Source organism: Amycolatopsis sp. lyj-108, from assembly GCF_046549005.1.
GTDB lineage: Bacteria > Actinomycetota > Actinomycetes > Mycobacteriales > Pseudonocardiaceae > Amycolatopsis.
Genome location: NZ_JAJPWQ010000001.1, coordinates 828856 through 855823 on the forward strand (window position 1 = coordinate 828856; position 26968 = coordinate 855823).

Here is a 26968-nt window from a genome sequence, read left to right on the forward strand (position 1 = left end):
CGTGGACGAGGGGGGCGGGCATGGACCTGGACCGGCGGGCGGCCGACGCGTGGTTCCGGCGGCGAGGGCTGCCGATGGTCATCCACAGGCGGAGGCGTGGAGCGGGCATGTTGCGCCGTTCGACGCCCGGGCTGGTGTTCCTGAGCCTGCTCGACCTGCTGCTGGCCGGGCTGCTGAAGCTGCTCGACGTCCCCGAGGACGTGCTCGCGGCCCGGATGCGCGAGAGCGGTGTCGCGTACGTCCTCGGTGTGCTGGCGTTGACGTTCGCCGTGGTCGTCGTGCCGGTGATCGCCGGTCGCCTGATGGCGAAACTGCTCCGGGCGCTGCACCGCACGCGGGTCCGGCTGGCCGTCATGGCGGCGACGATCGGCTTTTGGCTGCTCGTATTGCCGCTCGGCGAACGGCTCACCGGGCTGGTGTCGTGGGAGCACCCGCTCTGGGCGGCCGTCCTCGCCAATCTCGCCGCACTGGCCGTGCTGATGCTGCTGGTCCGCATCGGCGTCGGCTCGATCCTGACCTGGGCGGCGCGGAGCGCGGTCGCGCAGGTCAGGGCCATCGGCACGCTGGCGTCGCGGGCGTTGCCGCTGCTTCTGCTGGTGGTGATGTTCAGCTTCTTCACCGCCGAGCTGTGGCAGGCCGTGGAACGGCTGACCCCCGGCCGGTTGTGGCTGGTGGTCGGCTTCCTCGTGCTGATCGGCGCGGTGTTCCTCGCGTCGATGCTGTCCGACGAGATCAAGGAGCTGAAGTCCTGGACCGTGGAACCCGGGGCGCCCGTCCTGCGCGGCACGCCGTTCGACGACGACACACCCCCGCCCGATCGGCGCGCGCTGACGAAGATCGAGCGTTTGAACATCGCCTTGGTGCTGTTCTTCGCCCAAGCGGTGCAGATCGTGGCCTTCGGGGTGCTGGTGTTCGCGTTCTTCATCGTGTTCGGGGTGCTGATCCTCCGGCCGGAGGTCGTGACCCAGTTCGCCGGCCGCGAATCGGCGCCGGGCACCCTCCTGGGTGTCCCTCTTCCGGTGAGTTCCGCGCTCGTCAACGTCTCCGTGTTCCTCGCCGTTTTCTCCGGTCTCTACTTCGCCGCATCAACCGCGACAGATGCCCGGTACCGGCGTTCTTTCTTCGAACCCTTGTTGGAGGATGTGAAGGTCAGCCTCGCGGCGCGTGACATTTATCTGGCCCATTGGGCGGATGTGCGACGAGCCGAGGTGGTTACCCTGGAAGCAGAGGACATTCCGTAGTGAGGTGGTCACCATGAGCGGGAAGGGCGGAACTCCCTTCTTCGATGCCCCCGACTTCGTGAAGGGCGATGGCACTCAGGCAGATCCTCCGGGCGACAGGTTCGCCGACCCCCTGTCCGGGCTGGTCACGACCGGCACCGCGGCCCAAGCGAATCCGTCGGCCGAGGCCGACGACATCCACGTACCGATACCGGGACCGGTCCAGCACGACCCCGAAGTCGTCAGCCGGATGGTCAGCGCGGCCATGCTCGCGGACGAGCAGCCCGCCGGAAGCCCCGGCGCCGTCCGTCCGCCCACCGAGATCGTCAGCACGGTCGGTGAGCAGGGCGCTGCGCCGATCGGGATCCTGCCCCAACAGCGGACCTGGCCTTCGAGGCCGTCTCAGCTGATCCGTCCACCGCGCCGCTTGAAGCAGGAAGAGCCGGTCGAGGTCGACGAAGAGGCCGAGGTCGAAGTACGGCGTGCCAAGCGTTCCATGCAGATGCCGAGGCTCGGCAAGCCGTCGTCGAACACCGCCGGTGTGATGATCGCGGTCGCCCTCATGATCGTCTTCGCGATCCTCGCCATCCAGCTGCTGTCCAGCCTGTTCAACAGCATCACGGGGATCTTCGGGTAACCCGTCCGGCGCTTGCGCCGGACGGGGCCGTCCGGACGGACCTCACCCATCGGGATACCCTGGCCATACGGTCGGGGGACCCGGCGTTGACCCGGGTCGCACCTCGGCGCCGCGTGACTAGTGGGGTGGGCGTATCAGCGAGGGCGTGCAGTCGGTGCCCGAAGCGGGCACTGGTTCTTCGGCGGGGCGTGACGCTTCCACGATGCATCGCGTGCGGCGGGTGCTGGCGATCAAGCCGTTCCGCCGGATCTGGGGTGTCTCGTACCTGTGCAGTGTCGCGGACTGGCTGAACCTGCTGACGCTGACCGGCCTGGTCACCAAACTGACCGACAACTACGCCGCGCAGAACTTCGCGTTCGTCGGTGTCGTGCTGACGTCGCTGCTGCCGGGGCTGCTGTTCGCCCCGCTCGGCGGGCTGCTCGCCGACCGGTTCGACCGGCGCAAGGTGATGGTGCTCTGCGACCTCGGTCGGTGCGGGTTCCTGCTGTCGATCGCGTTCGTCGGCACGCCGTGGTGGGTGTTCGTCGGGAACTTCCTGGTCGGCTGCTGCGCGATGATGTGGATCCCGTCGAAGGACGCGGCGGTGCCGAACCTGCTGCGCCGCCCGGATCAGGTCGAGACGGCCAACCAGCTCGGCATGGTGATGACCTACGGCCTCGCGGTGATCACCGCGGCCGGGGCGAACGCCGTGCTCACCGGTAGTAACACCACGTTCCACTTCTTCCAGGGCGACGCCCAGCTCGGCATCGCGAAGGTCGCCGTCGTCATCACCGGCCTGCTGTACCTGACCAGTGCGATCGTGATCGCCACCCGCATCCCCGAGCTCTCGCTGCGTAACGTCCACTCGGTCGAGAAACCCAAGGTCAAGGCCGCGGACGAGGAGAAATTCGGCTTCCGCCAGATGATCTCCGACGGCGCCCGGTTCGTGCGGACGACGCCGTTGGTCCGCGGGTTGATGATCGGCGCGTTCGGCGCGTTCGCCGCCGGTGGCGCGGTGATCGGTTCGGCCAAGCCGTACTCGTCGAGCCTGCTCGCCGGTGACGCGGCGTTCAACCTCCTCGTGCTCGCCGTCTTCCTCGGGCTCGCCACCGGGATGGCGGTGGCCCCGAAGCTCGCTCGGCGGCTCGCGCACGACCGGCTGTTCGGGATCTCGATCGTCGCCGCGGGCCTGTGCCTCATCGTCGTCGCGCTGTCGCCGCATCTCGCCGTTTCACTGGTCGCCGTCGCCGCCGTCGGGGTGTGGGCCGGGACGGCGTTCCTGACCGGTGTCACGATCATCGGTTCGCGGATCGAGGACTCCATCCGCGGCCGGATCAACGCGATCTACCAGTCGCTGATGAAGATCGTGCTGTTCGGCTCGACGATCCTGGTGCCGGTGCTGATCAGCGCGGTCCAGACGACCGAGGTCGAACTGTGGGGCGGCACGATCACGATCGACGGCACCCGGCCGGTGATGATCGGCGGCGGTGTCCTCGCGCTGATCGCCGGCATCGTCGCCTACCGGCAGATGGACGACAGGCGCGCCGAGCCGATCCTCGCCGACCTCCGCAACGCCTTGCGCCGCAGCCCGCGCCGGGTGAACGGGCTGCTGATCGCGCTCGAGGGGACGCGGGCGATCAACACCGAAACGCAGGCCGCGCGGCTGGCCGAATGGCTGCGCGGAGGCACGCGTCCGGTCGTACTGGCGGCTGACCCGGCGCTGGACGACCAACGGCTCGCGAAGTTGCTCGCCGGTGCTTCGCTGACCGGTGCGCGGGCGCAGGCGCTCGCCGCCGCCGCGGTGCGGGCGGACATCGTCGAACGGGACATCCAGCCCGCGCTCGACGCCGGTTCGGTCGTCGTGATGGAACGGTTCGTGGACTCGCCGCTGGCGCATCTGTCGGCGGTCGCCGGGCTGGACAGCCAGGAACTCGAAGGGCTCGCCGACTGGGCGACCAACCGGCTGCGGCCGGACATCACGGTCCTGCTCGACGCCGACCCCGGCACGGTCATGCGGAAGTCGGAATCGCTGGACGCGCAGTGGCGGGTGCAGCATCTGCTCACGGAAATGGCCGCCGCCGACCCGGACCGGTACGTCGTGGTCGACGCGGACGGCACCGAGGACGAGGTGAGCGACCGCGTGCGGACCGCGATCCGCGCGGTGCTCGTCGGCAGGCTCGCCGGGCTCGCACCGTCGGAGGAAAAGGTCGAGGTGAGATGACGGAAGCCCCTGCGCTGATCGGTGTCTGGAAGCAGCTCGTCGGCCAGGAGCCCGCCGCGCGCACGCTTTCTTCGGCGTCGACGGCGGCCGCGCGGATCGTCGAGAACCAGCCTGTCGCGCCCGGCGCGATGACGCACGCCTGGCTGGTCACCGGCCCGCCCGGTTCGGGGCGCTCGACCGCCGCGCGGGTTTTCGCGGCGGCGTTGCAGTGCAGCACCGGCACCGGATGCGGGGAATGCCCTGGCTGCCGCACCGTGCTCGCCGGCACGCACGCGGACGTCAAACTCGTCGTGCCCGAAGGCCTTTCGATCTCCGTCGCCGAAATGCGCTCACTGGTGCAGTCCGCCGCCCGCCGCCCGACCACCGGGAGGTGGCAGGTGGTGGTCATCGAGGACGCCGACAGGCTGACCGAAGGCGCGTCGAACGCGTTGCTGAAGGCCGTCGAGGAGCCGCCGGATCGCACGGTGTTCCTGCTGTGCGCGCCCTCCGATCACCCGGACGACGTGTCGGTGACGATCCGCTCGCGGTGCCGTCTGGTCACGTTGCGGACGCCGCCGCCCGAGGCGATCGCGCAGGTGCTGATCGAGCGGGACGGTATCGACCCCGAACGTGCGCGTTGGGCCGCGTCCGTCTCGAGTGGACATGTCGGCCGCGCGCGACGGCTCGCCACGGATGAGGCCGCCCGGCAGCGACGGGCGACCGTGCTGCGGATCCCGCTCGGCCTGCGCCGTCCGTCCGATGTGTTCACCTGCGCCGATCAGCTGATCAGCGCGGCCGAGGCCGACGCGGGCGAAGAGAGCAAGGTCCGCGACGAGGCCGAACGTTCCGAACTCCGCACCGCGATGGGTGGCGACGGCATCGGGAAGGGCGTCGGCGGGGCGAAACGAGCCGCCGAAGCCGCTGTGAAACAACTCGAGAAGCGCCAGAAGTCACGCGCGACCCGTACGCAGCGGGACACCCTCGATCTCGCGCTGGTGGACCTCGCCGCGTTCTACCGGGACGTGCTCGTGACCGCGAGCGGCGCCGGCGCGACACTGAACCATCCCGACCACGCCTCGGAAATCACGCAGGCCGCTTCCGCCTGGGCGCCGGACTCGATCCTGCGCCGCCTCGAAGCCGTCCTGGAATGCCGCGAGGCCATCGACCTGAACGTGAAGCCACGAATCGCCGTCGAAGCCATGGTCACCACCCTGCGCCAAGGCTGACCCGGCTCTTCTCGCACCTACCCCAGCCCCCCGCCCGTCCCAGGGGGGCGTCCCCGAGTCCAGTCTACCGGGGGTGGAGGGTCAAAAGGGCTGGTCGCGGGAGTTGTCCACAGGTGGGGATGGTTGTGGACAAGTGCTGTGGGTAAGTGAAGGGGCTTCGGGTTCGGCTGGTGCTGGTGCTGGTGCTGTGATGTCCCCAATGTGGCATTGGAGACGCTCAGCGACCCCAATGTGGCATTGGGGGCATCGCGGGGCCGATGGGAGTAGTGAGCGAAGGCGGGGGAAGCGGCGAAGTGAGCGAAGCCGCGAAACGCAGCGAAGTAGCGAAGTGGGCGAAAGCGGCCGAGCAGGGCGGCGAACCGGTGATTGTGTGGATTTCTGGTCATCCAACGCACCAAAATCCACACAGTCACCGAGAAGCGAAAGGGGCCTTCACCGCATGAAAGCGGCGAAGGCCCCTGACTTCCGAAAGGCGGCTAAGAGGGAGGTACGAACGGACCTCTCACGCGGGGGCAAGGCGTGAAAGGACCGTTCATCACCCTCCTCGCCCCGTCTAGTCCCCCGAGCGCGGCCGCGGCGAAGGCTTGAACCCCGGCGACCCGAACCCCGGCGACCCCGGCCCAGGCGTGTCTTCCGTGACGGTGACCACTGCGAGCCGGCGGCGTCCCGGCATGGCGGCCACGAGGACGACACCGATCAGCAGCATCGCGGTACCCGACCAGAACATCGGCACCGTGTCGTAGGCCGCGTTGGTGTAGGCCAGGTTCTTGACCGGCCCCTTCGGCGCCGCGCCACCGTTGTTGCCCGCGGGCGGCGGGGTCACGGTGCCGCATTCGACACCGCCGGCCGGCGCGTACGCGCGGGCGATCTGCTCACCGAGCGAGACCTGGGCCAGCGACGAAGGCAGCTTCTTCGCGGCGTCCGGCGGGAGTGCCTTCTGCAGTGCCGTCGTCGGCAGGATCTGCAGGTCCAGCAGTCGTGCCGAGGCACCCATCTGGAAGCCCTTGAACGGCGAGGTCATGTCGCTCGACTTCTGGTTCAGCCCGGCGATCGACAGCTTCAGCACCCCGAGGTCGAGGGTGAGCCCGTTCCCGGCCTCGCCGCCCGGAAGCTGTTTGGTGGCACCGTTCACCATCTCGGCGAGCCCGCCGACGACCGGCACGTTCTTCAGCTGCTCGAAGCCGGGGACCTGCTTGAGCGACGGCAGCGGGATGCCGATCGGGATGTCCTTGGCCGGGTTGTTCGCGTCGAGGGTGAACAGGACCTTGTCGCCGCGGACGATCTGCAGCACCGGCGCGGTGTACTCGACCTTCGACGTCTTCTTGTCGCCGGTCGAGGTGACCCGCAGCGTCGGCTGGCTGGCGACCTTGATCGTCAGGCCGAGCGGCGTGCCCTTCAGCAGTTCGATGTTGGCCGCCTGCAGGGTCGACGTCGATTCGACGGCCTTGTTCTTCGAACCGGGGATGTCGACCAGCCGCACGACCGACCGCGACGACAGCGTGTTCGGCAGGCTCAGCACGGCGCCCTTGCCGTCGGCGTTGGTGCTGGTGCCCGAAAGAAGGCCGCCGAGGTTCGCCAGCGGGCCGAGGGCGGACAGGCCCGACTTGAGCTGCTCCGAAGCCTGGGTGAGCTGGTCGGCGCCCGGGATGTTCGGGATGGTCGGCAGCAGCGCGAGGTTCGCGATCGACGTGCTCGAGTCGGCGATCGTGCCGACGCACGGACCGAGCGTCGGGCTCCAGCGCGCGTGCGCTTCACCGTTGAGCAGGCCGAGGTTGAACAGCGGGTTCTTCGGCGCGTTGAGGCCGCCGCTGATCTGCTTTGGGTTGTCCGGCAACGCCGTCTGCACGAGGCTGCCCGGCGTCTGCGGCGCGTTGCCCGCGGCGGACAGGCCGAACGGCGACGACTGCGCGATCGACTTTTCGTAGCTCAGGTAGGCCTCGGAGTTGGCCTGCGCGCTGGAAAGCCCCATCCCGGCCTCGAGCGCGGACTGCTTCGGCAGCATCTCGCCCGCCCCGGGGAGGATGGCGCTGGTCGGCACCGCGTTCGGCAGCAGCCGCAGCACGCCGAGGGCCGCACCCGCGTCACCGACGGCCTTGCCCAGCGGCTGCGGACCGATCGGCGCCGACATCGGCGGCTGTCCCGGATTCGCCGGATCGGGGATCGGCGTGGTGGGAATCGTCTGGGCGGTCGCCGGGGCCGCGGTCAGCAGAAGCAGGGCCGCGGCGGCCGGAAGCGCCAGCACACGGGGCAGTCGTTGCCGCATGAACAGGTCCTCCAGTGGGGGTGGGCCGATCTTGGGGGACTGAGACCGGCGTCATAGGACCTTAACGACGGTGGCCCTCGAAGGTGACGTTCAAGCCTCCGCTACACTTGTCTCCGTCATCGGGTGCGAGCCCGATGTCCGCCGCCTTAGCTCAGTCGGCCAGAGCGATTCACTCGTAATGAATAGGTCAGGGGTTCGATTCCCCTAGGCGGCTCCGCAGGTCAGGGCCCCATTCGGACACTCCGGATGGGGCCCTGATCCGTTTCCGGGGCAGGCTCCGCACCCGGAACGGAAATTCACTCGTTGGTGTCACCTTTGAGGAACATCCGCGACAGCGAAGTGCCCACTCCCGTGAGGTGGTCGACGAGCGTGTCCGCGTCCGCGTCGAGCAGGCCGGAGCGCCAAGCGAGCATGATCTCGACGAAGCCGCCGATGCCCAGCAGGACGTTGACGCGGAACTCCAGCCCGTCCACGTCCGGCTTCAGATGCGGCCGCGCGAGTTCGATCAGCAGGCCGGTGGTCTCCTGGACGGTCTGCCGCCGCAGTTGCTCCAGCACCGCGCTGCCCGCGTGGTCGCCGAACAGGATCTGCGCGCGGGATGGCTCTTCCTGCACGTGGTGCACGACGACGTCGACGGCGGCGCGGAGCTGGTCGAGGGCGGGTTGCTCGATCCGGGCGGCGACGGCGTCGAGGATCATCCGCAGGGTCTCGTCGCGGACCTGTTCCCAGGCGGTGGCGAGCAAGGCGTCGCGGTTCGCGAAGCTCTCGTAGAAGTACCGGTCCGTCAGGTTCGCCCGCGCGCAGACGCCGCGCATGGTGACCGCCGCCCAGCCTTGTTCCTGCCAGATGTCCAGTGCGGCGGCGAGCAGCGCGAGCCGTCGTTCGGCGCGGCGTTCGTCTGCGGTCTTGCCGCTGTAGCGGCGGGACGCGGTCACCTGTCCATCTTGACAGCAGGTGCCCTCGGATTCATTCTGAGGGCATGCGACCGCAGAATGGCCTGCGACCTGGTTTGGCCGCCGCGCTGACGTCCGCCTTCGTGCGGCCGATCGCCAACGCGATCCCGGCCAACCGGGCGGGCGTCGCGTTCTCCCGCGCTTTCATCGCGAGCAGTTTGTGGCTGGCTTCGCCGCCGTTGAAGGGAAGCCGCGTCCAGCCCGGCGTCGGTGGCGAGTGGGTCCGCGGCCCCGAAGTGACCGAAGGCGACGCGGTTGTCCTCTACGTCCATGGCAGCGGCTACGCGCTCTGCTCGGCGCGCACGCATCGCGGGCTGACCACGCGGGTTTCCGACGGCACCGGGCTGCCGGTCTTCGCCTGCGAGTACCGGCTCGCGCCCCGGCATCGCTTCCCGAGCGCCGCCGACGACGTCCGCGCGGCCTACGAACGGCTCCTCGACCAGGGATATCGGCGGATCCTCGTCGCGGGTGACTCGGCGGGAGGGCATCTCGCGGTCGATCTCGCCGCGCAGCTGATCCGGGAACGCAAGGATCCGCCTGCCGCGCTGGCCCTCTTCTCACCGTTGTTCGACGTGACTTTCTCGTTGGCCGCCCAGAGGGAACGCATGAGCCCGGACCCGATGATCTCCGCCGCCGCGGCCGCCCGGCTCGTCGGTCTGTACACAGTGGACGCCGACCTCGCGTCGGCACGGTTGCGGTTCGCCTTCGACGACATCAAGGGCTTCCCGCCGACGATCATCCAGGCTGGCGGACTCGAAATGCTCGCCGCGGACGCCATCGAGCTGGCCAGGGCGCTGCGCCGCGCGGGCGCGGACTGCGAACTCGACGTGGTCCCCGGTCAGATGCACGTGTTCCAGGCATTGACCCGCTTCGTCCCGGAGGCGCGGCCCGCGATGGAGCGTGCCTGCCGGTTCCTGACCGAAAATCTGACAGCGATCGAAAAGGCGGCCTAGTGAAACGGACTCACGGAGCACACGCCGTCGTCACCGGCGCGGGCAGCGGGATCGGGAGGGCGATCGCGGCCGAACTCGTCCGGCGCGGCAGCCGGGTCGTGTGCGCGGACATCGACTTCGAAGCCGCCGAGGAAACCGCGAAAACGCTCGAGAACGCGGTCGCCATCGCCTGCGACGTGTCCAGTGTGGATGAAGTCGCCGAGCTCGCGAGCCAGGCGCGTTCCTGGCTCGGCCGCGAGCCGGATCTCGTCGTCAACAACGCCGGGATCGGCGCCGGCGGCAAACCCGTCGGGGAGAGCCCGCTGTCCGACTGGCAGCGCACCCTCGGCGTGAATCTCTGGGGTGTGATCCACGGCTGCCACACCTTCGTCCCCGCCATGCGGGCGGCGAAGGCGGGCGGCGTCATCAACGTCGCCTCGGCCGCCGGCTTCACCGCCGCACCGAGGATGGCCGCCTACAACGTGAGCAAGGCCGGGGTCGTCAGTCTTTCGGAGACACTGGCCGCGGAGCTGTCCGGCACGGGTGTCGCGGTCACCGTCCTGTGCCCGACTTTCGTGCGTACCAACATCTTCGACGGCGAACTCATCGACGCCGAGGCGCGCGGCCTCGCGCGGCGGGTCTCCGACGTGGTCGGGTTCTCCGCCGAAAAAGTCGCGCGGACGACCCTCGACGCCCACGATCGCGGCCGTCTCTACGTGGTGCCGCAACCCGACGCTCAGCTTCTCTGGCACGCCAAGCGTTTCGTGCCCGTCCCGTACACGCGGATCGCCGGTCTGCTCGGCCGGTTCCTGCCCGCCGAAAAGGAGAAGTGATGGCCTACGACTTCGAGGCGATGCTCCAGACCATCAAGGACAAGCAGTGGTCGCTGGCCGACATCGACTGGGACGCGCCCGGCGCGGAGACGATGACCGACGAACTCCGCGCCAAGATGCGGCCGTTCATGGCCGATCTCGTGTGGATCGAGCACGTCGGCGCCCGCGGGTTCGCCTCGCTGGCCAAGAAGGCCCCGACACCGGTCATCCAGGAGATCTACCGCTACTTCCACGCCGAGGAACAGAAGCACGCCAACGCCGAACTGGCGTTGATGAAGCGCTGGGGCATGCTCGACGAGCACGGTTCGATGCCCGAGCCGAACATCAACGTCAAACTCGCCATCAAGGTCCTCGACGACTACGGCGACACGCTGCCGCTGACGGCGCTGGCCACGCTCATCCCGCTGCTGGAATGCGCGCTGGACGGCGCACTGGTGAAGTTCCTGCTGGAAGAGGTCTCCGATCCGGTGTGCCACCAGGTGTTCCGGCATATCAACTCCGACGAGTCCCGGCACATCACGGCCGATTTCGAGGTGCTGGAACTGATCGGCGCCGGCTCCACGACCAAGCTGCTCACCGAATCCGTCGGCTCGCTCAAACCCCAGATCGTCCTCGGCCTGATCGTGGTGTTCGTCCCGCTGATCAACAAGATGCGGGACAACATCGTGGCGATGGGTCTGCCGGAGAAGAAGCTGTACAACGCCGTGAAGCGGTTCTCCACGATCGGCGGCCGCGGCGAGTTCACGAAACGCATCCCGGCGTACCACGTGCTCAAGGCGCAGGCGGCGATGATCGTCGACCGCTCGCACGCCTACCACCGGCTGCTCGCCGACCCGATGGTGAAGATGACCCGCCTGATCCCCGCGCGGCTGCTGGGAAAGCCGCAGTCGTGGACCGAGGAGATCACCCACGAACCGGTCGCGTCATGACCTTGGGCGAATTCCGCGGCGAGGTGCTGCGCGGTACCGATTGGTTCGGACGGGACTTCGCCGGGCAGCGGGTCGCCGTGGTCGCGCCCGGCCGTGAGGCGGCGCAGATCGTGCCCGAGGTGGCGGCCACCGCGCGGGCGGTGAAGGTGTTCCAGGAAGAACCCGACTGGGTGGTACCGATGCCGGTCCCGGGGCCGGACGTCCTCGGCATCGCCGTCGCCAAGGTCTTCCTGCGCTGGCAGGTGAAAGACCCGTGGCTCCGCAGGCTGCTGACCCCCGACCGCCACTTCGGGTCGCGTCGGACGGCGCCCGGTCTCGGTTATTACGGCGCGCTCGAAAAGCCCGGTTGCAAACTCATCACCTGGCCGGTCTACGCCTTCGTACCCCACGGAATCCGTACCGCCGAAGGGATCGAGCACCAGGCCGACGTCGTCGTGCTCGGCGCCAGTTCGCTTTTCGCCAAGGAAGGACTTCCCGCATGACGCCGGACCACGAGATCGCGATCATCGGCGGCGGCTTCTCCGGGATCGGCGCCGCGATCCTGCTTCAAAAAGCCGGCTTCGAGGACTTCCTGATGCTGGAGGAGGGCGACGGTGTCGGCGGCGCCTGGCATTGGAACACCTATCCCGGCGTCGCCGTCGACATCCCGTCGTTCAGCTACCAGTTCTCGTTCGAGCAGATCTCCGGCTGGTCGCGGGTCTACGCGCCGGGCCGCGAACTGAAGGCGTACGCCGACTACTGCGTCGACAAGTACGACATCCGCCGCCGCACCCGCCTCGGCAGCAAGGTCGTCTCCGCGGCCTTCGACGACGAAACGCACTTGTGGCGCCTGGAAACCGCCGACGGCTGGTCGATGACGGCGCGGTTCGTCGTCGGCGCCACCGGCGTGCTCACCCAGCCGAAGCCGCCGGACATCGACGGGCTCGACGCCTTCCGGGGCACGGTCATGCACACCGCCCGCTGGGACCACGGCGTCGATCTGCGCGGCAAACGCGTCGCCGTCGTCGGGACCGGGGCCTCGGCCGTGCAGGTCATCCCGTCGATCGCGCCGGAGGCCGGGCATCTGACGGTGTTCCAACGGACGCCGATCTGGTGCCTGCCCAAACCCGACGCCGTCCTGCCGCGGGCGGCGCGGCTCGCGCTGCGGCGGCTGCCCGGCGCGAAACTGGTGTCCCGGCTGGCCAGCCAGGCGCTGGTCGAAGTGACCTTCCCGCTGGCCGCGCATTTCCACAATCTCCTGCCGACCGCGGGCGCGGGGGAGCGGATCGGGCGCGCGCATCTGCGCCGCGCGGTGAAGGACCCCGTGACCCGCGAGAAGCTCACCCCGCGCTATGCCTTGGGCTGCAAGCGGCCGAGCTTCTCCAACGACTACCTGCAGACCTTCGACCGGGACAACGTCACGCTGGAGACCACGAGCATCGACGCGATCACCGGATCCGGGGTGCGCACCGTCGACGGCACCGAGCATCCGATCGACGTCCTGGTGCTGGCGACCGGGTTCAAGGTGTTCGAGAAGGGCAACATGCCCGCGTTCACCGTACGCGGATCCGGCGGCGCCGACCTGGAGAAGTTCTGGGAGGAGAACCGGTTCCAGGCCTACCAGGGCGTCAGCGTCCCCGGCTTCCCGAACTTCTTCACCATCCTCGGGCCCTACGGCTACAACGGTTCCTCGTACTTCAACCTCATCGAGACGCAGACCGCGCACATCATCCGGTGCCTGCGCAACGCGCGGAAGACCGGCGCGACCCGCGTGGAGGTCACGAACGAGGCCAACGACCGGTACTTCCGGAGCATGCTGGACCGCCGCAAGCACCAGGTGTTCTTCCAGGACAGCTGTTCGCTGGCCAACAGCTACTACTTCGACGCGAACGGGGACGTGCCGTTCCGTGCCTCGCCCACGCTGGAAACGATGGTGACGAGCCGGTTCTTCGACCTCGACGACTACGCCTTCGCGGACGGCCGGTGAACACTGGCTGAAGTCCGCCGTCCCCGGCCGGGATGAGCCTTAGGTTCGATTCCCCGAACCTGGAGGCTGGTCTTGGAAGGCTTTCCCTGGGACGTCCTGCTCGCGGTGGTCGGGATCGCCGTCCCTGCCGTCGCGTTCCTGTGGGAGTTCGTGCTGGTCGGCCGCAAACGGCTCGGCTACCGCGTGCAGATGGACACCCCGACGGCGTCCGGACGCGGGTTCGCGCCGACGGCGGACGCGCTCGCGCAGTTGCAGCACGAGAACGGCGAGCGGCTCGTCGACCCGTCGTTCGTGCTGCTGCGCATCGAGAACAGCGGCACCACCGACATCGACACAGACGATTACGCGGTCAACGAGAACGATCGCGTCGGCGTCCGCGTGAAGTTCCCCGGCCGCACCGTGGCCGGGATGGTGGTGACCGAGCTCAGCTCGCCGCATCTGCACGAATGTTTCGGCGACGACTCCGGTTTCGGCGCGCGCGACGAGAATCCCGAACGGCCTGCCGGGGTGATCGACCTGCCGAGGGTGCCGCTGAACCGCGGCGCGCACTACAAGATCCTCGCCGTACTCGACCGTATCCCCAACGGCTCGCCCGACGCTTTCGACGATCCCCAGGTCATCGGCGAGATCAAGGGCGGCAGCCTCCGCGAGACCAAGAGCCGCACCGGGCCGACGGGTTCGGTGATGGCGCTGATCCTCTTCCTCGTGGTGCTCAGCATCTTCCAGCTGACCCGCTCGCTGGTCTTCGACGAGAAGCCGCCTCCGCTGGACTGCGCGTCCGGGAAGCTCACGATCACCGGATCGACGGCCTTCGCGCCGGTGCTGAAGGAGACGACGGCTTCGTACACGAAGACGTGCCCGGGCGCATCGTTCACCTTCGACAGCAGGGGGAGCGCGGAAGGGCTCGGCAGCCTGAACCAGGCCGGGAACGACGGCACGCTGGCGTTTTCCGACGGGGCGAAGGGCGAGGGTTACCCGCGACTGCTGCCGCGTCCGGTCGCGTTCTCGCTGTTCACGCTCGTGATCAACGCCGAAGCGGGCGTCCAGGACCTTTCGCTCGCGCAGATCCGCGACGTCTACGACGGCAAGATCGCGAACTGGAAGGAGATCGGCGGCAAGGACCGGCCGGTCCGGCTCGTCGACCGGCATTCCGACTCCGGCACGCGGCGGACGTTCGAGGAACAGATCCTGGCGGGCAAGCGGGAGCCCGGAGACAACTCCGACGACTGCCTCAAGCCGGCGCCGGGCGCCCAGCCGGGTGTGGTGCGCTGCGCGAAGCCGTCCACGAACGACGTCCTCGACGCGGTGTCGCGCGTGCCGGGCGCGCTCGGCTACAGCGAACTCGGCGCGGCCACGAAACGCCAGGACGTGCTGCCGGTCCGCATCGACGGCCATCAGGCGACGCTGGAGGGCGCGATCCACGCGGCGTACCCGTTCTGGGAGACCGAGTACGCGTACACGTTCGGCGAGCCGAAGGCGGACTCGCTCGTCGCCAGCTTCCTGCGGTACCTGACCAACCAGGTCGGCAAGGACATCGTGCGGTCCCACGGGCACCGGCCGTGCGCCGAACTGGCGAATCCGGTGCTGTGCCGTCCGGGCGCGTGAAGGCGGCGGTGGCGAGTGGGGCACGTTGGTCGTGAGTGGCGATTCGGGTTAGAGCTGACCCTGTTTAAGTTACCTACTCGTGACCTGCGGATTTGGCTCGCTTGCTCTGGTGGCCTGAAGTCAGCAGAGCAAGCGAACCGTTCGTGGCCTTACTGGTCCGGCGCGGGACCGCGAGCGGCACCAAAGTGGTGTGCTTCGGGGGTGAAGTAGCCGCCGGTATCGCCACCAGGCAAAGACCTTAGCTCGCCAGTAGCGATACCGTCAGAATGCTCAGAATCTTCAGGGACTACTGTTTTTGATTCGTTGATGTCGTCGGCAACGACTAGAACCCGAAGCGTATAGCCAAGGAAGCGTGCATACATCTGAAGCTCGCCGACATTGCCGGAATAGGCAGGGTTGTTCTCCCATCGCCATACGGTAGATGGATGCACATCCAACTCGATTCCCACGTAGTTCAAAGACCACTTTCGGGATTTCCTGATCCTGGACAGTTGATGCTGAACCCGGACAATCTCCTGCATCGCCTCCCTGTCACTATTCGCATCAGCCAACGGCATCGCGCCACGCGTTTTCATGCTCGGATCCATTTCAGTTCACTCGAAGTTTGCGAATAGCAATTTGCTGCTTGCGTCAAGCTTGTGTTCGCGGTGTGACACGGCTGCATTTCCGGACAAGGCGGCGCCATCCGGCCGGTGCGCGATGCCGTGTCGGTCGCCGCCAATGTCGAACAGTGCGCGCAGTTGACCAGGCCCTCACGAACGCGCGGCAGCCCTCGCATGGGCGGCCGTTCGGCATGAGCATCGGCGCCGCCAGTACCACGTGACCACACAAGGCCATATACCGTCCACGGGAGTTTTCCTTGCGTGCACGGAAGAATTCCTCATCTGTGACCGCATGATCCTGCCCGTCATGCTGGCTGCGATGCCAGCAGATGTACAGCCCACCATGCCGCCCCGGCCGCGCTCCGTGGATCACGGTCGCCACCCCGCATCCCACGCCCGTAGCATTCGTGCTGCCTCCGCCCAATCGGCGGCGGTCATCTCCGCGATCGTCGTGCCGTGATGGCGGTTTTCAAGGTCGATTTCACCAGCACGGCGATGGCCTCGATTATCGAACCCGAGATCTGTCAGGCCGCTATGGCAATGTTTTTCACTGCCGTGCCAGGCATTCGAATTCCTGTCATCCTCGTTCTCTCCGCTAGTCGCCGGAGGTGTTCCGCCTTCGTGTGCAGTCACATGATCAGTTTCGAGCCGGTCAAGATCCGAAACTTGCCACGGTGGCAAACACTCGAATGGGCTACACGTTCGAGTTAGACGCGCAAGCCAGCCCGGTACGCCATGCCGCGAAGTTCGCGGCCGACAGCGGCCTGTTTGGTGCCCTTGGCAACCAGTTCGGCAAGGATCGAGCGCATGAACGGGTGCCGGTGAATACGGGCAGGCGAGATTTTCTCCGCCCGGCGGAGCATCAGCACGGCTTCGTCACGGCGTTTAGGGAATCTGGCGAGGGCGCGCCCGTACTCCCGATAGTAGGCCGACCGCCGCGTTGGCGTGGGTAGCGCATCCGGGTTGACCATCTCAGCGATCTTTACGGCGTCCGCGTGTTCTCCGGCTTCCAGCGCCACCGACATGCGCCACACGCCTACGTTCGATGGTCCGAAGCCGAACCACAATGCGTTGTTGCCCTCGCCGACGTGAACCGCCAGATCGGCCGCATGGTCAAGCGCAGCTACGCGCTGCGTGTTGTCCTTCCGCGCAGCGGACACGAGAGAGGACGTCAGGCTAAGCATCCCGGACACCTGCATGTCCGCTGACGTCGCGGTACCGGGCGCGGCATCGGCAAGCGTGCGGGCAGCCATGTCGAAGCCTCCGGCACCGATCAGTCCGAACGCTGTCCCGAAGGCCGACACCGCCCCATACAGTGGTTCATCGAGCCGTTCGGCCGCGCGTTGCGCAAGGCTGACGGCTTGCCAAGCGAGGTCCATGCTCGCGCCGATGTCACCAAGCCACGCTTGGGTGCCTTGCACGTGTGTTGTCACCAGCAGCCGGAGAATTTCCCGCTCGTCGCGCCGGGCATCCAAGGTGGCATGGAGGTCCCTGATCAGTTGCGGCAGCAGAGCCCCGACCAGGGCGTAGTCACACTCTCTTTGTTTGGCGAGAAGGTCGGAAGCTCGGAGCAGCAAGGCTTCCAGAGGCATAACTTCCCCACGCGGGTCGCCCATGCTGACGGCGAGAAGCGCGAGTCGTACTTGGTTTAGGGAGTGGTCTTCCTCCAGTTCGCCCATGGTGATGGCGGCCCCGGTGATCTCACTCGGCGCCACTTCGAGAGCGTTGGCGAGGGCGACAACAAGCGATCGGCGGTCAAGCGCCCGATCGCCGGATTCGAGCCGGGACAGGTACGACGGCGAAATACCAGCCAGCCCGGAGATGACCGCTAGCGACTTGCCTTGAGCTTTACGAATCTCTCGTAGCCTGTTGCTGATCGGCGAGGACATTACGCATCCCTCATTCGCGGAGTCGCACGCGGAGAACTACCAGACCAGCGTACCCCCGCTTCGTTGTCAGCCCGCACTGTCACCGTCATCATCGTGCCTCCATCAACCCATGCCGGAAGACGCGAACATGCACCAAGCATTGGTGCTTTCGGGTGACCTTGGCGTGCTCGGTGTCGAAAAAGGGCCCGAAAACCGGCTTCTTGCTGCGAAAGGAGGGGACGGCGGCCGCACTCACGGAACGTGAAACAAGTTATTCGAGAACCCGTGCCGCAAAGACTCTGCTTTCTCGGTATTGCCCAGTGAACAAGGTGTCCGGCGGATGGTGCGGCGCTTGGTCGGCGTCGTAACTGTGCCGCCTCACTCGCTGAAACGGGGCGACTGACCCGCTGGCGACGCCGCTTGAGGCGCCCGGCTGGCGGGAGCCCAACCCGGGTGACCGTGCCGCGCTTGGTGTCCAAAAAAGGCCCGAAATCCGGCCTCTTGGTTCGAAAGGGCGCGGTAAGGCATCCCGCGTCGCCAAAACGTGTCAGGCGGGTGGTTCGGCGCAGTTTCGACGCTGTAACTCCGCTGCCCCACCCGCCGGGGCGGGGAACGGCTGATCCGCTGGTGAGGGCTTGCAGGGCGCCCAGATGGCGGGGGGCCCGACCCCGTCCCCCATTCGGGTAAAAGTTGAGAAGTTTGCCAATGCAATGTCCAAAAACAGTGTTTTTTTCGGAGTTAGGGGGCGCAAGGAGGTGATCACCGATTGGTCGTGTGAGCGGTAGAGACAACTGGATAGCTATTCGGTCTTGCTCGGTTCGTCGCGTGTTCGAAAGAGGTTGTTTCTCATGTCTGACAGGAAAACTACGCAGTCGCCACAAGCCGCAGTGCCGCCCGGCAGCGGTTCACGTGGTCTCGGTGGTGGCGGTGCGGATGGGTTGGCGGTTGGTTCGGCGGATGCTTCGGCATCGGCTCGGCGTTCTATGTCCGCCGCCCCAAGCGCCGGGGACGCTGGTCGCGTGTCCCCTGGTACGGCGTGGATTCGGCGGCCCGGTGAGGGAGGCCGAGTGAAGGGGTATGAGTCATCATCCACCCGGAAAAAGGTGGGGTCCGCGGGGTCGTCGGCTGCGGCCGCGGGACGGTCGCCGGCCAGGTCGGTCCGGCCTGGTGAACCCAACCCTGGGATCTGGTTCCGCCTGGTCGAGCGGGATCGTCGCCTGTTGTGGCTGCTGGCCGAACACCAGGTGCTGACCACGGGCCAGATCGCGTCACTGGAGTTTTCGTCACGGCGCCGTGCGCAAGACCGTTTGGCGCGGTTGCGGTCGTTGGGTGTGCTGTTCGCGTTCCGTGACTCGTACATGTTCGGCGGGACCAGTGAGGCCCGCTACGCGCTCGGCTATATAGGGGCGCGGATGATCGCCGCCGCGCGGGCGGTGACCCCGCCGACCGCGAAAGCCCACATGCAACGGCTGGAACGGCTCGCGTTCTTACCGACCCTCACTCATCAGCTCGGGGTGAACGGGTTTTTCTGCGGGCTGGCCGCGCACTCGAACCCCACCCGCACCGATGACGGCGGGGCGGGGAGGCTAACGCAGTGGTGGCCGGAACGCCGCTCGGCGGAGTTCTTCTGGACCAACCAGGGAACCGACGGGGGCGAGGCGCGGGTGCGGCCGGACGGCTACGGCTGCTGGGAGTCCGGCGGCCGCGCGGTGCGGTTCTTCCTCGAATACGACACCGGTACCGAGTCGCTGCGGGTGCTGGCCCGCAAGATCGCCGCCTACAGTGCGTTCTACACCGATCGGTTCGGGGTGCTGCTGTTCTCCCTGCACTCCGCGCGGCGGGAACAGGCGTTCCGGGCCGGGCTGGTGAAGTTCCTCGGTGGACACGATCCGGGCGTGGTGATCGCGACGACCGCGCGGGACCTGCCGGGCGCCGATGATCCGGCGGGAGAGGTGTGGACGTTGTGGTCCGGCCGTGACCATGGTCCGGTCACCCGGCTCACGTTGGCGAACCTGCCCGAACGGGGTCCACGGGTGAGCCACCACGCCCCGGAACTCCCGTACGGGGAAGCGGCGTTCCAGCCGGGCGACAAGGCGATCATGCCGCTACTCGCCGCCGCGCCCGCACCACCGCGCGAACCGGCGTGGTGGGACTCCCCGTCCGGCCTCACTCCCCGGAGGTCCGCGTGAACAACCAAGCCACCACCGAGCAGGAAGACGGGTTGTCGGTGGCGCGGCTGGCTGAACTGGCAGCCGCGTGCGCCGTCCCGGACGGCGGGTTCACGGTCGACCCCGTCACGGGTGTCACGCCGCGTACGGGGTTCGCGGTGTCGGTGCACCCGCAGTACGAACACGTCACCGAGGCACCCGTGACCCCCGATGAGCTCGCCGCCTACCTCACCCGCCACGCACCCATCCTGCATGTGGAGGGAAGGGCGTTCGGCGGCTGGCACAACCCCGACACCGGACGCGTGTACCTCGATGTGTCCATTGTGGTGCCCACCCTGGCCGAAGCACTCGACCACGGACGCGCCGCCCGCCAACTGTCCGTCTACGACCTCGCGACCGGGGCATGCATCGACGTGCCCGCCGAACCTGTCACCGCAACCCCTGGAAAGGAGACGCCAGCCGAACTCACACCGCCGATACCCGCACCACGCGCCGAGAGGACACCGCCGCCATGCCCACCCGGCAACCGCACCCACGCCGCCCGCACCGCCACCTCAAGGCCACCGAAGCAGACACCCGCAGGAAGGAAACGTACGCCGAAGAACAAGCCCGACTCGACGCCGAAGCGGTCGACCGGTGGGCCGCGAAAGTCGCCGACCTCCCGCCGCTCACCGAAGAACGGATCACCTCACTCGCGGTGATCCTTAACCGCATCGACAAACGCCGCCACGCCGCCAACGCTGAGAGGAACGACGAAAGCCGCCGCGCGGCCTGACACACCGACGACCCGAGGACACACCCGCCCCCGTTTCCGGGGTGGTGTGGCCTCGGGTCGTTGCTCTATCAGGCCGCGTGCTGGCCGCGCGTACGGCGCTTGGGCTTGTGCGGGTCGATCCGCACCCGCTTGGGGTCGAACTGCCGTTTCCCGTTCTTAGCGGCGGGGTCGAGATACAGAGTGTCACCGCTGAGTGCGTCGGTGAGCATCGCGCGGCGTTCATCGAACTCGGCCGCGTCCCACTGCGCCGCCGCGTCCTCACTGCTCATCGCCTCGGTAGGACCGTCCGGGTTCCCGCCGGTCAGTTCGTCCCGCTCCGCTTCCAACCGTGCATGTGTGGCCATCAGCGGTTCGTTGGCCGCATCGTAAGCGTCCTCGGTCATCTTCCCCGCGCCGAGTTTCGCCGCGATCGACTTCAACAAGCGTTCACACTCACCGAGTTCCATGTGGATCTCGGCCAACCGTTCCGAGACACGCGCACGCGCGGCCCGGATCGCCGCCGCGTGCTTGGTGTCCGACAGACGCGAGATCACCAGCCCGCGCAATTCACGATCCACCCGCCGCATATCGGCGCCGACCTTGCCGCACCCGCCCGAACTCTTCGAGCACCCGTACTGCCGTCGCCGCTCACCGTCTGGGTAGTTCCCCGAATGCGGGCGCCCGCTCACACCTCGCCCGCACAGCGGGCACCGCAAGATCCCCGACCCTACGTAGACCCCGCTCGGATGCTGGCCCTGCGTCCGCCCCGCACACAACGCGCGCAGCTTGGTGAACTTCTCCGGTTTCACGATCGGCTCACCCGGCATCGTGCCCACCACCACGCCGTCATGCTCGATCAGACCAGCATTGATCGGCCTGAGCAGTACCTCACCGACTTGGCGCGGCAGCCACGTCTTACCCGTGATCGTGAGCAGTCCCGCCGCGTTCCACTCGTCCGCGATCGTGGATTGGAACACCCCCGCCAACACGGCGTCCGTGGCGTCCCTCAACGCCCTGCGTTCGCGTTCCACCAACTCCGCCGGAACAGGCTTACGGGTGTCCTTTCCGTCCGCGTCCAACCACTCCTCACGCGGCACCGTCCGGTCCAGACCCCCGAACCCGAACCGGCGCCCCTGGTGATGCGGGATACCGCGCTTGCGCAGCACCTCGAACCGCCGTGAGATCCGCTGAGACGCCTCATCGGAGTTGCGCTGATTGTGCGCGACCTCCTGCCGTAGCTGGTACCGGTCGTTGTAGTCGGTGAGGTCGTAGCGGCCGTGTGAGGACGCCACCGTGTACGAGTCATAGCCCGTGCCCTCGATCAGCTTGAACAGGTCCTCAAGATCCTGCGACTGCCGCCAACCACGGTCGGTGTTCCACAACACCACCCCATCCGACGCCCGCGCCGCGACCCGTTTCATGATCCGTTCCCAGCCCGGACGATGCACCTTCGGGTTCCAGGCCGACAGCTTCGGGTCCGAGATCTCCTCACCCAGCACGCCGCCCAACCGGTCGATCACATCCCGGTTGTCGGCGTGCTGGGTCTCGCACTTCTCCAGCTTCCCCGCCTGATTCCGCGACAGGCGCGCATACGAGTCCAACACCGGCTGACGCCCGCCCTGACCTGCACTAACCTGATGACTGAATCCCATGTGATCCACAGTAGGTACATAAGACAGGTTCAGCTAGAACCCGAATCGCCACTCACGACCACCTGGACCGAGGTCAGGCAGGCGGCTTCAGCGTGACGACGGTGGCGCTGGTCTCGCCGCGCGGCGTCCGGTACTTGATCTCGTCGCCCTCCTTGGCACCCACGAGCGCGAGGCCGAGCGGGCTGTCCGAAGTGACCGTGGAGGCGTCGGCGTCCTCGCCCGGGATCGTGACGATGTGGAGTTCGTCTTCGTCGCCGTCGGCGAACTTGAGAGTGACGGTGGTGCCGTCGGGGAGCAGGCCCTTGCTGTTCCGGCCGCCGTGCTCGAGCTTCGCCGCGACGTCGGCGATGCGCCGGTCGAGGTAGGCGGCGGCCTCCGCGCGGTCCAGCACCTCCGCCTGATCGGCGGCGTCGCCGGTTCGTTCCTGCTCGCCGACGAGCGGCGCCATCGCGTCGCGCTGCGCACGCAGATCGGCGAGTTCCTTCTCCAGCTGCCGTCGTGCGGCCGGGCTGAACCCGTTGTCCCCTGAGGTCACCATGCCGCGCATTGTCCGCTACAGATCGGCCGCTAGCCACCTAGATTTTTCACCCGCTGTGACCGGCCAGGACGGTTGCCCTAAGCTTCAGGGCTCGTGTCCTGACTACTTGGTGTAAGGAACTTCGTGACCGCCGTTCCCGGCCGCAGCGCGCGGCTCTCCCCCAATCAGCTGCAGAAACAGGAACAGATCGTCGAAGCGGCGCGTGTCGTGCTCGCGAGGGACGGGCTCGCGGGGTGCACCGTCCGCGCGATCGCGGAGGCCGGGCCGCTCACGAAGAGTGCGATTCATTACTACTTCGCGGACATCGACGTCCTGATCGACCGCGCGATGGCGGCGCACATCACAACGTTCACGGCCGATTTGCGCAAAATTTCGGCGAAGCACGATCACCCGGATGAGCGGCTCTTCGCGGCGCTCGAAGCCTTCCTCGCCGAGTTCTCCGGCCGCCCGAACGCGGCCTTCCTCTGGTTCGAATACTGGATCGCGGCGGGCCGCGCGCAGCATCCGCAGGCCATCGACGTCATGCTGACGTCGATCACCGAACTGCTCGCGGAACTGCTCGCCCCGCTCGACGTCGAAGACCCGCGGGCGCGGGCACGGGCCCTGCTGTCCTACCTGCTCGGCGCGATCGTCCAGCAGCGTGTGCGGCGGCGGCCGTTCGCCGCACTGCGCGGCGACATCGAAGCGCTCTGTTTCGCGAACTACGGGTAGAAATACGCATTAGATCCGTACCGTTACGGATTGTTCTCCTCTTCCGGCTCCGGCCATGGTGAGGTTCCCCTTCCCTTGCCCAGAGCTAGGAGACGACGATGCGCATAAGACGGTGCATGGCCGTGGCGATCGCGGCCGTCGCGGCGTTCACCATCCCGGTCGCCGCGAGTCCGGCGACCGCCGACCAGCAGGCCGAAGACGCGCAGGTGCAGATCTACGAGGTATTCGGGACCGGCACCGCGCAGCAGCGCACGCAGATCTCCCGGCTGGGCGTCGACGTCCTCGGCTCCGCGGGTGGCACCACGACGTTCATCGGCGAAGCGTCCGACGCGGCGAAGGTCCGTTCGCTCGGCTTCCGCGTCGAGCAGCGCGGCGTCGTCGACAGGTCGGAGAAGGTCGGCACCAACGCGATCAACGACTTCCCGCCGTCTGACTCCGGCTTCCACAACTACGCCGAGGTCACGACGGTCCTGCGCAACGCCGCTTCGACCTACTCGTCGATCGGGCGCCTGAGCAGTGTCGGGAATTCGTACCAGGGCCGCGCCCTCAACATGTTCAAGATCAGCGACAACGTGGCGACCGACGAGAACGAGCCCGAAGTCCTCTTCACCTGCGGTCAGCACGCCCGCGAGCACCTCACCACCGAGATGTGCCTGCGGATCGTGAACCGGTTCACCCAGGGCTACGCCGCCGACCCGGCGATCAAACGCTTCGTCGACAGCACCGAGATCTACGTGATCCCGAACGTCAACCCGGACGGCTCGGAGTACGACATCTCCGGCGGCAGCTACAAGTACTGGCGCAAGAACCGTCAGGGCAACGGCACCGACCCCAACCGCAACTGGGCTTACAACTGGGGCTGCTGCGGCGGTTCGTCGGGCTCGACGACCAGTGAGACCTACCGCGGCCCGTCGGCGTTCTCCGCGCCGGAGACCAGGGCCGTGTCCAACTTCGTGAACTCGCGCAAGATCGGCGGCGTCCAGCAGATCAAGGCGAGCATCGACTTCCACACCTATTCGGAGCTCGTGCTGTGGCCGTTCGGCTTCACCTACAACGACACCGCGCCGGGGATGACCGCGGCCGAGGCGCAGCGTTTCCAGACGGTGGGCAGGCAGCTGGCGGCGACCAACGGCTACACGCCGCAGCAGTCGAGCGACCTGTACATCACGGACGGGACGATCGACGACTGGATGTGGGGCACCCACAAGATCCTGAGCTTCACCTTCGAGATGTACCCGCGGGGCTCCAACCCCGGTTTCTACCCGCCCGACGAGGTGATCGTCCGGGAGACCACGCGTAACGACCGCGCCGTGGACCTCCTGCTGAACACCGCCATCGGCTGAGCGGCGTTCCGTGAAGGCCTCCTTCCCTACTCTCAGGGTAGGGAAGGAGGCCCTCACGACTCTCAAGGTAGGGAAGGGCCCCTTCTGTAGCCCCGGAGACCGGTAGCCGTCTGACCTGCGCTAACACGGCTACCGGCCTTCGGCGGTACGCAGCGGGTACACAACAGCCGAGAACAGGTCATCCATGAGCGAGCGGGCGCGCTCGTGAGCCTGCTCGAACAGGTGCCCATACGTCTCGCTGGTGGTGACGATGGAAGCGTGCCCCATGTAGTCGCGGACCTGTTCCATGGACGCTCCCCGATGACCGGGGCCGCCTTCGATGAGCCGGGACGCGTAGTAGTGGCGCAGGTTGTGAATCCCGTGGGCGCCGCCCTTGGCGAGTTCGGCCGCCTTGATCGCGGGATGCCAGACGTCCGGGTTCCACTTGGCGCGGTCGATCAGGCCGCCTTTGTCGTTGGTGAATACCACGTGCCAGTCCTTGTTACAGCACGTGCATCGGACGACCGTCGTCCCGTGCTTCTCCGCGTGCTGGGCAATGGCGGTCGCGGTGACGTCGGCGAGTGGGACCGTGCGGACCTTGCCGCCCTTGGGCTTGGCTAGGACGAGCTTCCCGCCGACGCGCTTCACCTGGTGGCGGATGGTGATCTCCTTGCGGAAGCGGTTCACGTCTTCGAGCGCGACGGCGAACGCTTCGCCCTGCCGATGCCCGCACGTCGCCGACACGAGCCCGATGGGCCGTTCCCGCTCCGGCATGGCGGCAAGCACGGTGTTGACCCGTTCTTGCTCCCAGATGTTCCGGACGCGTCTGTCACGCCGGGGCACCTCCACGTCCCACCCGTCGAAGGGATGCACGGGGAGAAGCTTGGTAGCGCCCTTGACCGCAGTCCGCAGGAACGAGCCGAAATGGACGTAGACAAGCTCAAGGGTGCTGGTCGCGTACCGCTCGCCGTTGGGCTTGGTCTTCTCGCACATCTCCGCCCACCACTCCATGACCCGCGACAGGGTGATGTCACAGACCCGCAGGTGACCGAACGTCGGCAAAATGTGGTTCTTGAACCGGGACGCGACCGTTCGGCGGGTCTGAACGTCGGAGTAGCGCTCTTTGAGCCACTTGGGGACCGCCTCCGACACCAGGACGCGCCCGGCCGTCGGATCGAACGGCACAAGGCCCTTGAGCAAGTCGTTGTTGACCTTGACGTCGTGCGCCTGCGCGTCGCTCTTCTTGTGAAAGGACATGGTCCGGGCGCCCTTGTTCCGCACGCGCCACCGCTTGCCCCGGCCGTAGTCCGCCGTGCGCTTGCGGGTGCCCTTGTGGTGCCACCGGTCCTCAACGCTCATCGAAGCCAACCCCATTTCATGATCACTAATGCGGCATATGTGCCGCATGGACTGTAGCGTACCGCCCTTCCCTCTGGGGTGGGCTAGGTTGTTCGCCGTGCCGCCGACAAGCCGTAAGGCCGCTCCCCGCCGCCGTCTTGCCCTTGGCGTGCGGATTCGCGACGTGCGCGAGCAGGCGAACCGGACTCAACAGGACATCGCCGACGCTGCCGGGCTCGACCGCACCACCTACGGGCGCATCGAAGCCGGGCGGAACAGCGCGTCCGTGGACGCGGTCTTTCAAATCGCGGACGCTCTCGGCGTGGACGTCGCGACGTTGTTCACCGATCTCTGAAGGTCAGTCCCTACGCCGGGTCGCGCGGGGTCACAGCGTGCCGCTCTAGCCACTTGTCCACTTCGGACGCTCTGTATCGGACGTGCTTCCCAACCCGGTAGTACTTCGGTCCCGTTCCGGCCGTGTTCCAGCCGTAGACGGTCTTCAGCGGCACTCCGCAGTACTGCGCGACTTCCCGCGCGGTGAGCAGTGCCCCCATAGGCCACCTCCACGGGAGGCGCTCGCCGGACTTCGTCGTGCGCCTTGTTTCCCGTCATTACCTCTCAGTGGCGGTAGGGGGACACGCGGCACGTGCCGTGCTGCGGGCGGACGCGGGGCGGAGTGTCGAAGTGTTGAAATGCGGGTGTTTCTAGGTCTTCTATAGCTCTCTTCTCTCTAAGGGGATTACAGAAAAGGGCTCTAATCGACACTTCGACACGTCTTGGTGTGGTGTGCGCCACAGGGAGGGCGTTTCGCCTGGTCGGATGTCACCCCACCGCCACTGAAGTAAGTAGAGGCCGCAAACAGCCCTGGGGGTGCTCATGCTCCGACGTGCGTGCATGACCTGTCCCCGGACGGCTGTTCCTGGGGGCGCCCACTGTGAGCGCTGCGGGGGTAGCCATCGCCGGAGGGCGGGTGACCGCGTCCGGCAGGCAGTCCGACGAGCGATCAACCGCGCAGGCGGGGCACGCTGCCGGGGCTGCGGTCACACCTTCCCCGCGCGGGCTGTTCAGGTGGATCACATCCGGCCACTGCGGGATGGCGGACGCGACGAGCCCGGCAACATTCAAGTGCTGTGCACCGCGTGCCACAAGGACAAGACCGAAGACGAGAACGCGCGCCGGATCTTCAGACCACAGAGCTAGGACAGGCAGGCACACCCTTACTCATCCTGCGATCCTTCACGCTCTCTTCTGAAGGCGAACGCGCTGCGCGCT

At 67.3% G+C, this 26968-nt stretch carries 24 protein-coding genes and 1 tRNA gene; 17 read left to right on the forward strand and 8 right to left on the reverse strand.

Annotated features, from left to right (window positions below; all coding sequences use genetic code 11):
- Positions 1–20 precede the first annotated feature (20 nt).
- From ACLJO0_RS04105 to ACLJO0_RS04120, 4 genes are all read left to right on the forward strand, one after another.
- Positions 21–1241, forward strand: coding sequence for a hypothetical protein (locus tag ACLJO0_RS04105; protein ID WP_410576601.1), 1221 nt, complete (start codon positions 21–23; stop codon positions 1239–1241).
- 13 nt (positions 1242–1254) lie between these two features.
- Positions 1255–1857, forward strand: coding sequence for a hypothetical protein (locus tag ACLJO0_RS04110; protein ID WP_410576602.1), 603 nt, complete (start codon positions 1255–1257; stop codon positions 1855–1857).
- A gap of 145 nt (positions 1858–2002) precedes the next feature.
- Complete coding sequence (locus ACLJO0_RS04115) at positions 2003–4057, forward strand: bifunctional MFS transporter/dTMP kinase (RefSeq protein ID WP_410576603.1); 2055 nt, start codon at positions 2003–2005, stop codon at positions 4055–4057.
- Positions 4054–5262, forward strand: a complete 1209-nt coding sequence (locus ACLJO0_RS04120; protein ID WP_410576604.1) for a DNA polymerase III subunit delta' — start codon at positions 4054–4056, stop codon at positions 5260–5262. Before ACLJO0_RS04115 ends, ACLJO0_RS04120 begins: the two co-directional genes overlap by 4 nt.
- A gap of 553 nt (positions 5263–5815) precedes the next feature.
- Here ACLJO0_RS04120 and ACLJO0_RS04125 read toward each other — a convergent pair.
- Positions 5816–7525 (reverse strand): hypothetical protein, encoded by a 1710-nt coding sequence (locus ACLJO0_RS04125; protein ID WP_410576605.1) that lies wholly within the window; start codon positions 7523–7525, stop codon positions 5816–5818.
- Between the two features lie 140 nt (positions 7526–7665).
- Between ACLJO0_RS04125 and ACLJO0_RS04130 the strand changes: the two genes are divergently transcribed.
- Positions 7666–7739 (forward strand) — tRNA-Thr (locus ACLJO0_RS04130).
- Positions 7740–7821: 82 nt separating this feature from the next.
- On the opposite strand, the gene ACLJO0_RS04135 is transcribed toward ACLJO0_RS04130, so the two are convergent.
- Positions 7822–8460, reverse strand: coding sequence for a TetR/AcrR family transcriptional regulator (locus ACLJO0_RS04135; RefSeq protein ID WP_410576606.1), 639 nt, complete (start codon positions 8458–8460; stop codon positions 7822–7824).
- Positions 8461–8504: 44 nt separating this feature from the next.
- On the opposite strand from ACLJO0_RS04135, the gene ACLJO0_RS04140 reads away from it, so the two are divergent.
- From ACLJO0_RS04140 to ACLJO0_RS04165, 6 genes are all read left to right on the forward strand, one after another.
- A complete protein-coding gene (locus ACLJO0_RS04140; protein WP_410576607.1) occupies positions 8505–9431 on the forward strand; it encodes an alpha/beta hydrolase in 927 nt (308 codons plus the stop codon).
- A complete protein-coding gene (locus ACLJO0_RS04145; RefSeq protein ID WP_410576608.1) occupies positions 9431–10243 on the forward strand; it encodes an SDR family NAD(P)-dependent oxidoreductase in 813 nt (270 codons plus the stop codon). The genes ACLJO0_RS04140 and ACLJO0_RS04145 overlap by 1 nt, the downstream gene beginning before the upstream one ends.
- Complete coding sequence (locus ACLJO0_RS04150; protein WP_410576609.1) at positions 10243–11172, forward strand: ferritin-like domain-containing protein; 930 nt, start codon at positions 10243–10245, stop codon at positions 11170–11172. Before ACLJO0_RS04145 ends, ACLJO0_RS04150 begins: the two co-directional genes overlap by 1 nt.
- Positions 11169–11654 (forward strand): FAD-dependent oxidoreductase, encoded by a 486-nt coding sequence (locus tag ACLJO0_RS04155; RefSeq protein ID WP_410576610.1) that lies wholly within the window; start codon positions 11169–11171, stop codon positions 11652–11654. Before ACLJO0_RS04150 ends, ACLJO0_RS04155 begins: the two co-directional genes overlap by 4 nt.
- Positions 11651–13138, forward strand: coding sequence for a flavin-containing monooxygenase (locus ACLJO0_RS04160; protein WP_410576611.1), 1488 nt, complete (start codon positions 11651–11653; stop codon positions 13136–13138). The genes ACLJO0_RS04155 and ACLJO0_RS04160 overlap by 4 nt, the downstream gene beginning before the upstream one ends.
- Positions 13139–13210: 72 nt before the next feature.
- Positions 13211–14743 carry a PstS family phosphate ABC transporter substrate-binding protein gene (locus ACLJO0_RS04165; RefSeq protein ID WP_410576612.1) on the forward strand — a complete coding sequence of 511 codons (1533 nt, stop codon included), beginning with the start codon at positions 13211–13213 and terminating at the stop codon, positions 14741–14743.
- A gap of 149 nt (positions 14744–14892) precedes the next feature.
- On the opposite strand, the gene ACLJO0_RS04170 is transcribed toward ACLJO0_RS04165, so the two are convergent.
- Together ACLJO0_RS04170 and ACLJO0_RS04175 are read right to left on the reverse strand one after the other, a co-directional pair.
- Entirely contained in the window at positions 14893–15318 is a 426-nt protein-coding gene (locus ACLJO0_RS04170) for a helix-turn-helix domain-containing protein (RefSeq protein WP_410576613.1), read from the reverse strand.
- Between the two features lie 734 nt (positions 15319–16052).
- The gene (locus ACLJO0_RS04175; RefSeq protein WP_410576614.1) at positions 16053–17234 is read right to left on the reverse strand and encodes a helix-turn-helix domain-containing protein; all 1182 of its coding nucleotides are present in this window, start codon (positions 17232–17234) and stop codon (positions 16053–16055) included.
- Between the two features lie 1199 nt (positions 17235–18433).
- Between ACLJO0_RS04175 and ACLJO0_RS04180 the strand changes: the two genes are divergently transcribed.
- Positions 18434–19402 (forward strand): replication-relaxation family protein, encoded by a 969-nt coding sequence (locus ACLJO0_RS04180; RefSeq protein ID WP_410576615.1) that lies wholly within the window; start codon positions 18434–18436, stop codon positions 19400–19402.
- The gene (locus tag ACLJO0_RS04185) at positions 19399–20082 is read left to right on the forward strand and encodes a hypothetical protein (protein WP_410576616.1); all 684 of its coding nucleotides are present in this window, start codon (positions 19399–19401) and stop codon (positions 20080–20082) included. The genes ACLJO0_RS04180 and ACLJO0_RS04185 overlap by 4 nt, the downstream gene beginning before the upstream one ends.
- Before the next feature lie 142 nt (positions 20083–20224).
- Here the strand turns inward: ACLJO0_RS04185 and ACLJO0_RS04190 are convergent, their stop codons facing one another.
- Both ACLJO0_RS04190 and ACLJO0_RS04195 read right to left on the reverse strand, forming a co-directional pair.
- Positions 20225–21739, reverse strand: coding sequence for a recombinase family protein (locus ACLJO0_RS04190; RefSeq protein ID WP_410576617.1), 1515 nt, complete (start codon positions 21737–21739; stop codon positions 20225–20227).
- Positions 21740–21860: 121 nt separating this feature from the next.
- Entirely contained in the window at positions 21861–22325 is a 465-nt protein-coding gene (locus ACLJO0_RS04195; RefSeq protein WP_125791186.1) for a GreA/GreB family elongation factor, read from the reverse strand.
- 123 nt (positions 22326–22448) lie between these two features.
- On the opposite strand from ACLJO0_RS04195, the gene ACLJO0_RS04200 reads away from it, so the two are divergent.
- Together ACLJO0_RS04200 and ACLJO0_RS04205 are read left to right on the forward strand one after the other, a co-directional pair.
- On the forward strand, positions 22449–23036 hold the full coding sequence (locus ACLJO0_RS04200) for a TetR/AcrR family transcriptional regulator (RefSeq protein ID WP_125786184.1): 588 nt from the start codon (positions 22449–22451) through the stop codon (positions 23034–23036).
- Between the two features lie 116 nt (positions 23037–23152).
- Entirely contained in the window at positions 23153–24379 is a 1227-nt protein-coding gene (locus tag ACLJO0_RS04205) for a M14 family metallopeptidase (RefSeq protein ID WP_410576966.1), read from the forward strand.
- A gap of 129 nt (positions 24380–24508) precedes the next feature.
- Here ACLJO0_RS04205 and ACLJO0_RS04210 read toward each other — a convergent pair whose 3' ends face one another.
- Positions 24509–25717, reverse strand: a complete 1209-nt coding sequence (locus ACLJO0_RS04210) for a tyrosine-type recombinase/integrase (RefSeq protein WP_410576618.1) — start codon at positions 25715–25717, stop codon at positions 24509–24511.
- A 97-nt stretch (positions 25718–25814) separates the two neighbouring features.
- On the opposite strand from ACLJO0_RS04210, the gene ACLJO0_RS04215 reads away from it, so the two are divergent.
- Complete coding sequence (locus ACLJO0_RS04215) at positions 25815–26051, forward strand: helix-turn-helix domain-containing protein (protein WP_158633252.1); 237 nt, start codon at positions 25815–25817, stop codon at positions 26049–26051.
- 10 nt (positions 26052–26061) lie between these two features.
- Here the strand turns inward: ACLJO0_RS04215 and ACLJO0_RS04220 are convergent, their stop codons facing one another.
- Positions 26062–26250: a helix-turn-helix transcriptional regulator gene (locus tag ACLJO0_RS04220; protein WP_410576619.1), complete on the reverse strand. Its 189-nt coding sequence runs from the start codon at positions 26248–26250 to the stop codon at positions 26062–26064.
- Between the two features lie 340 nt (positions 26251–26590).
- On the opposite strand from ACLJO0_RS04220, the gene ACLJO0_RS04225 reads away from it, so the two are divergent.
- Positions 26591–26896, forward strand: a complete 306-nt coding sequence (locus tag ACLJO0_RS04225) for an HNH endonuclease (RefSeq protein ID WP_410576620.1) — start codon at positions 26591–26593, stop codon at positions 26894–26896.
- Positions 26897–26968: the final 72 nt, after the last annotated feature.

Coding starts and splice junctions, on each gene's coding strand:
- ACLJO0_RS04155 (WP_410576610.1), top strand. CDS start 11,169: ATGACCTTGGGCGAATTCCGCGGCGAGGTGCTGCGCGGTACCGATTGG.
- ACLJO0_RS04205 (WP_410576966.1), top strand. CDS start 23,153: ATGGCCGTGGCGATCGCGGCCGTCGCGGCGTTCACCATCCCGGTCGCC.
- ACLJO0_RS04225 (WP_410576620.1), top strand. CDS start 26,591: ATGACCTGTCCCCGGACGGCTGTTCCTGGGGGCGCCCACTGTGAGCGC.
- ACLJO0_RS04120 (WP_410576604.1), top strand. CDS start 4,054: ATGACGGAAGCCCCTGCGCTGATCGGTGTCTGGAAGCAGCTCGTCGGC.
- ACLJO0_RS04125 (WP_410576605.1), bottom strand. CDS start 7,525: ATGCGGCAACGACTGCCCCGTGTGCTGGCGCTTCCGGCCGCCGCGGCC.
- ACLJO0_RS04220 (WP_410576619.1), bottom strand. CDS start 26,250: ATGGGGGCACTGCTCACCGCGCGGGAAGTCGCGCAGTACTGCGGAGTG.
- ACLJO0_RS04150 (WP_410576609.1), top strand. CDS start 10,243: ATGGCCTACGACTTCGAGGCGATGCTCCAGACCATCAAGGACAAGCAG.
- ACLJO0_RS04140 (WP_410576607.1), top strand. CDS start 8,505: ATGCGACCGCAGAATGGCCTGCGACCTGGTTTGGCCGCCGCGCTGACG.
- ACLJO0_RS04160 (WP_410576611.1), top strand. CDS start 11,651: ATGACGCCGGACCACGAGATCGCGATCATCGGCGGCGGCTTCTCCGGG.
- ACLJO0_RS04210 (WP_410576618.1), bottom strand. CDS start 25,717: ATGAGCGTTGAGGACCGGTGGCACCACAAGGGCACCCGCAAGCGCACG.
- ACLJO0_RS04105 (WP_410576601.1), top strand. CDS start 21: ATGGACCTGGACCGGCGGGCGGCCGACGCGTGGTTCCGGCGGCGAGGG.
- ACLJO0_RS04110 (WP_410576602.1), top strand. CDS start 1,255: ATGAGCGGGAAGGGCGGAACTCCCTTCTTCGATGCCCCCGACTTCGTG.
- ACLJO0_RS04175 (WP_410576614.1), bottom strand. CDS start 17,234: ATGTCCTCGCCGATCAGCAACAGGCTACGAGAGATTCGTAAAGCTCAA.
- ACLJO0_RS04195 (WP_125791186.1), bottom strand. CDS start 22,325: ATGGTGACCTCAGGGGACAACGGGTTCAGCCCGGCCGCACGACGGCAG.
- ACLJO0_RS04170 (WP_410576613.1), bottom strand. CDS start 15,318: ATGAAAACGCGTGGCGCGATGCCGTTGGCTGATGCGAATAGTGACAGG.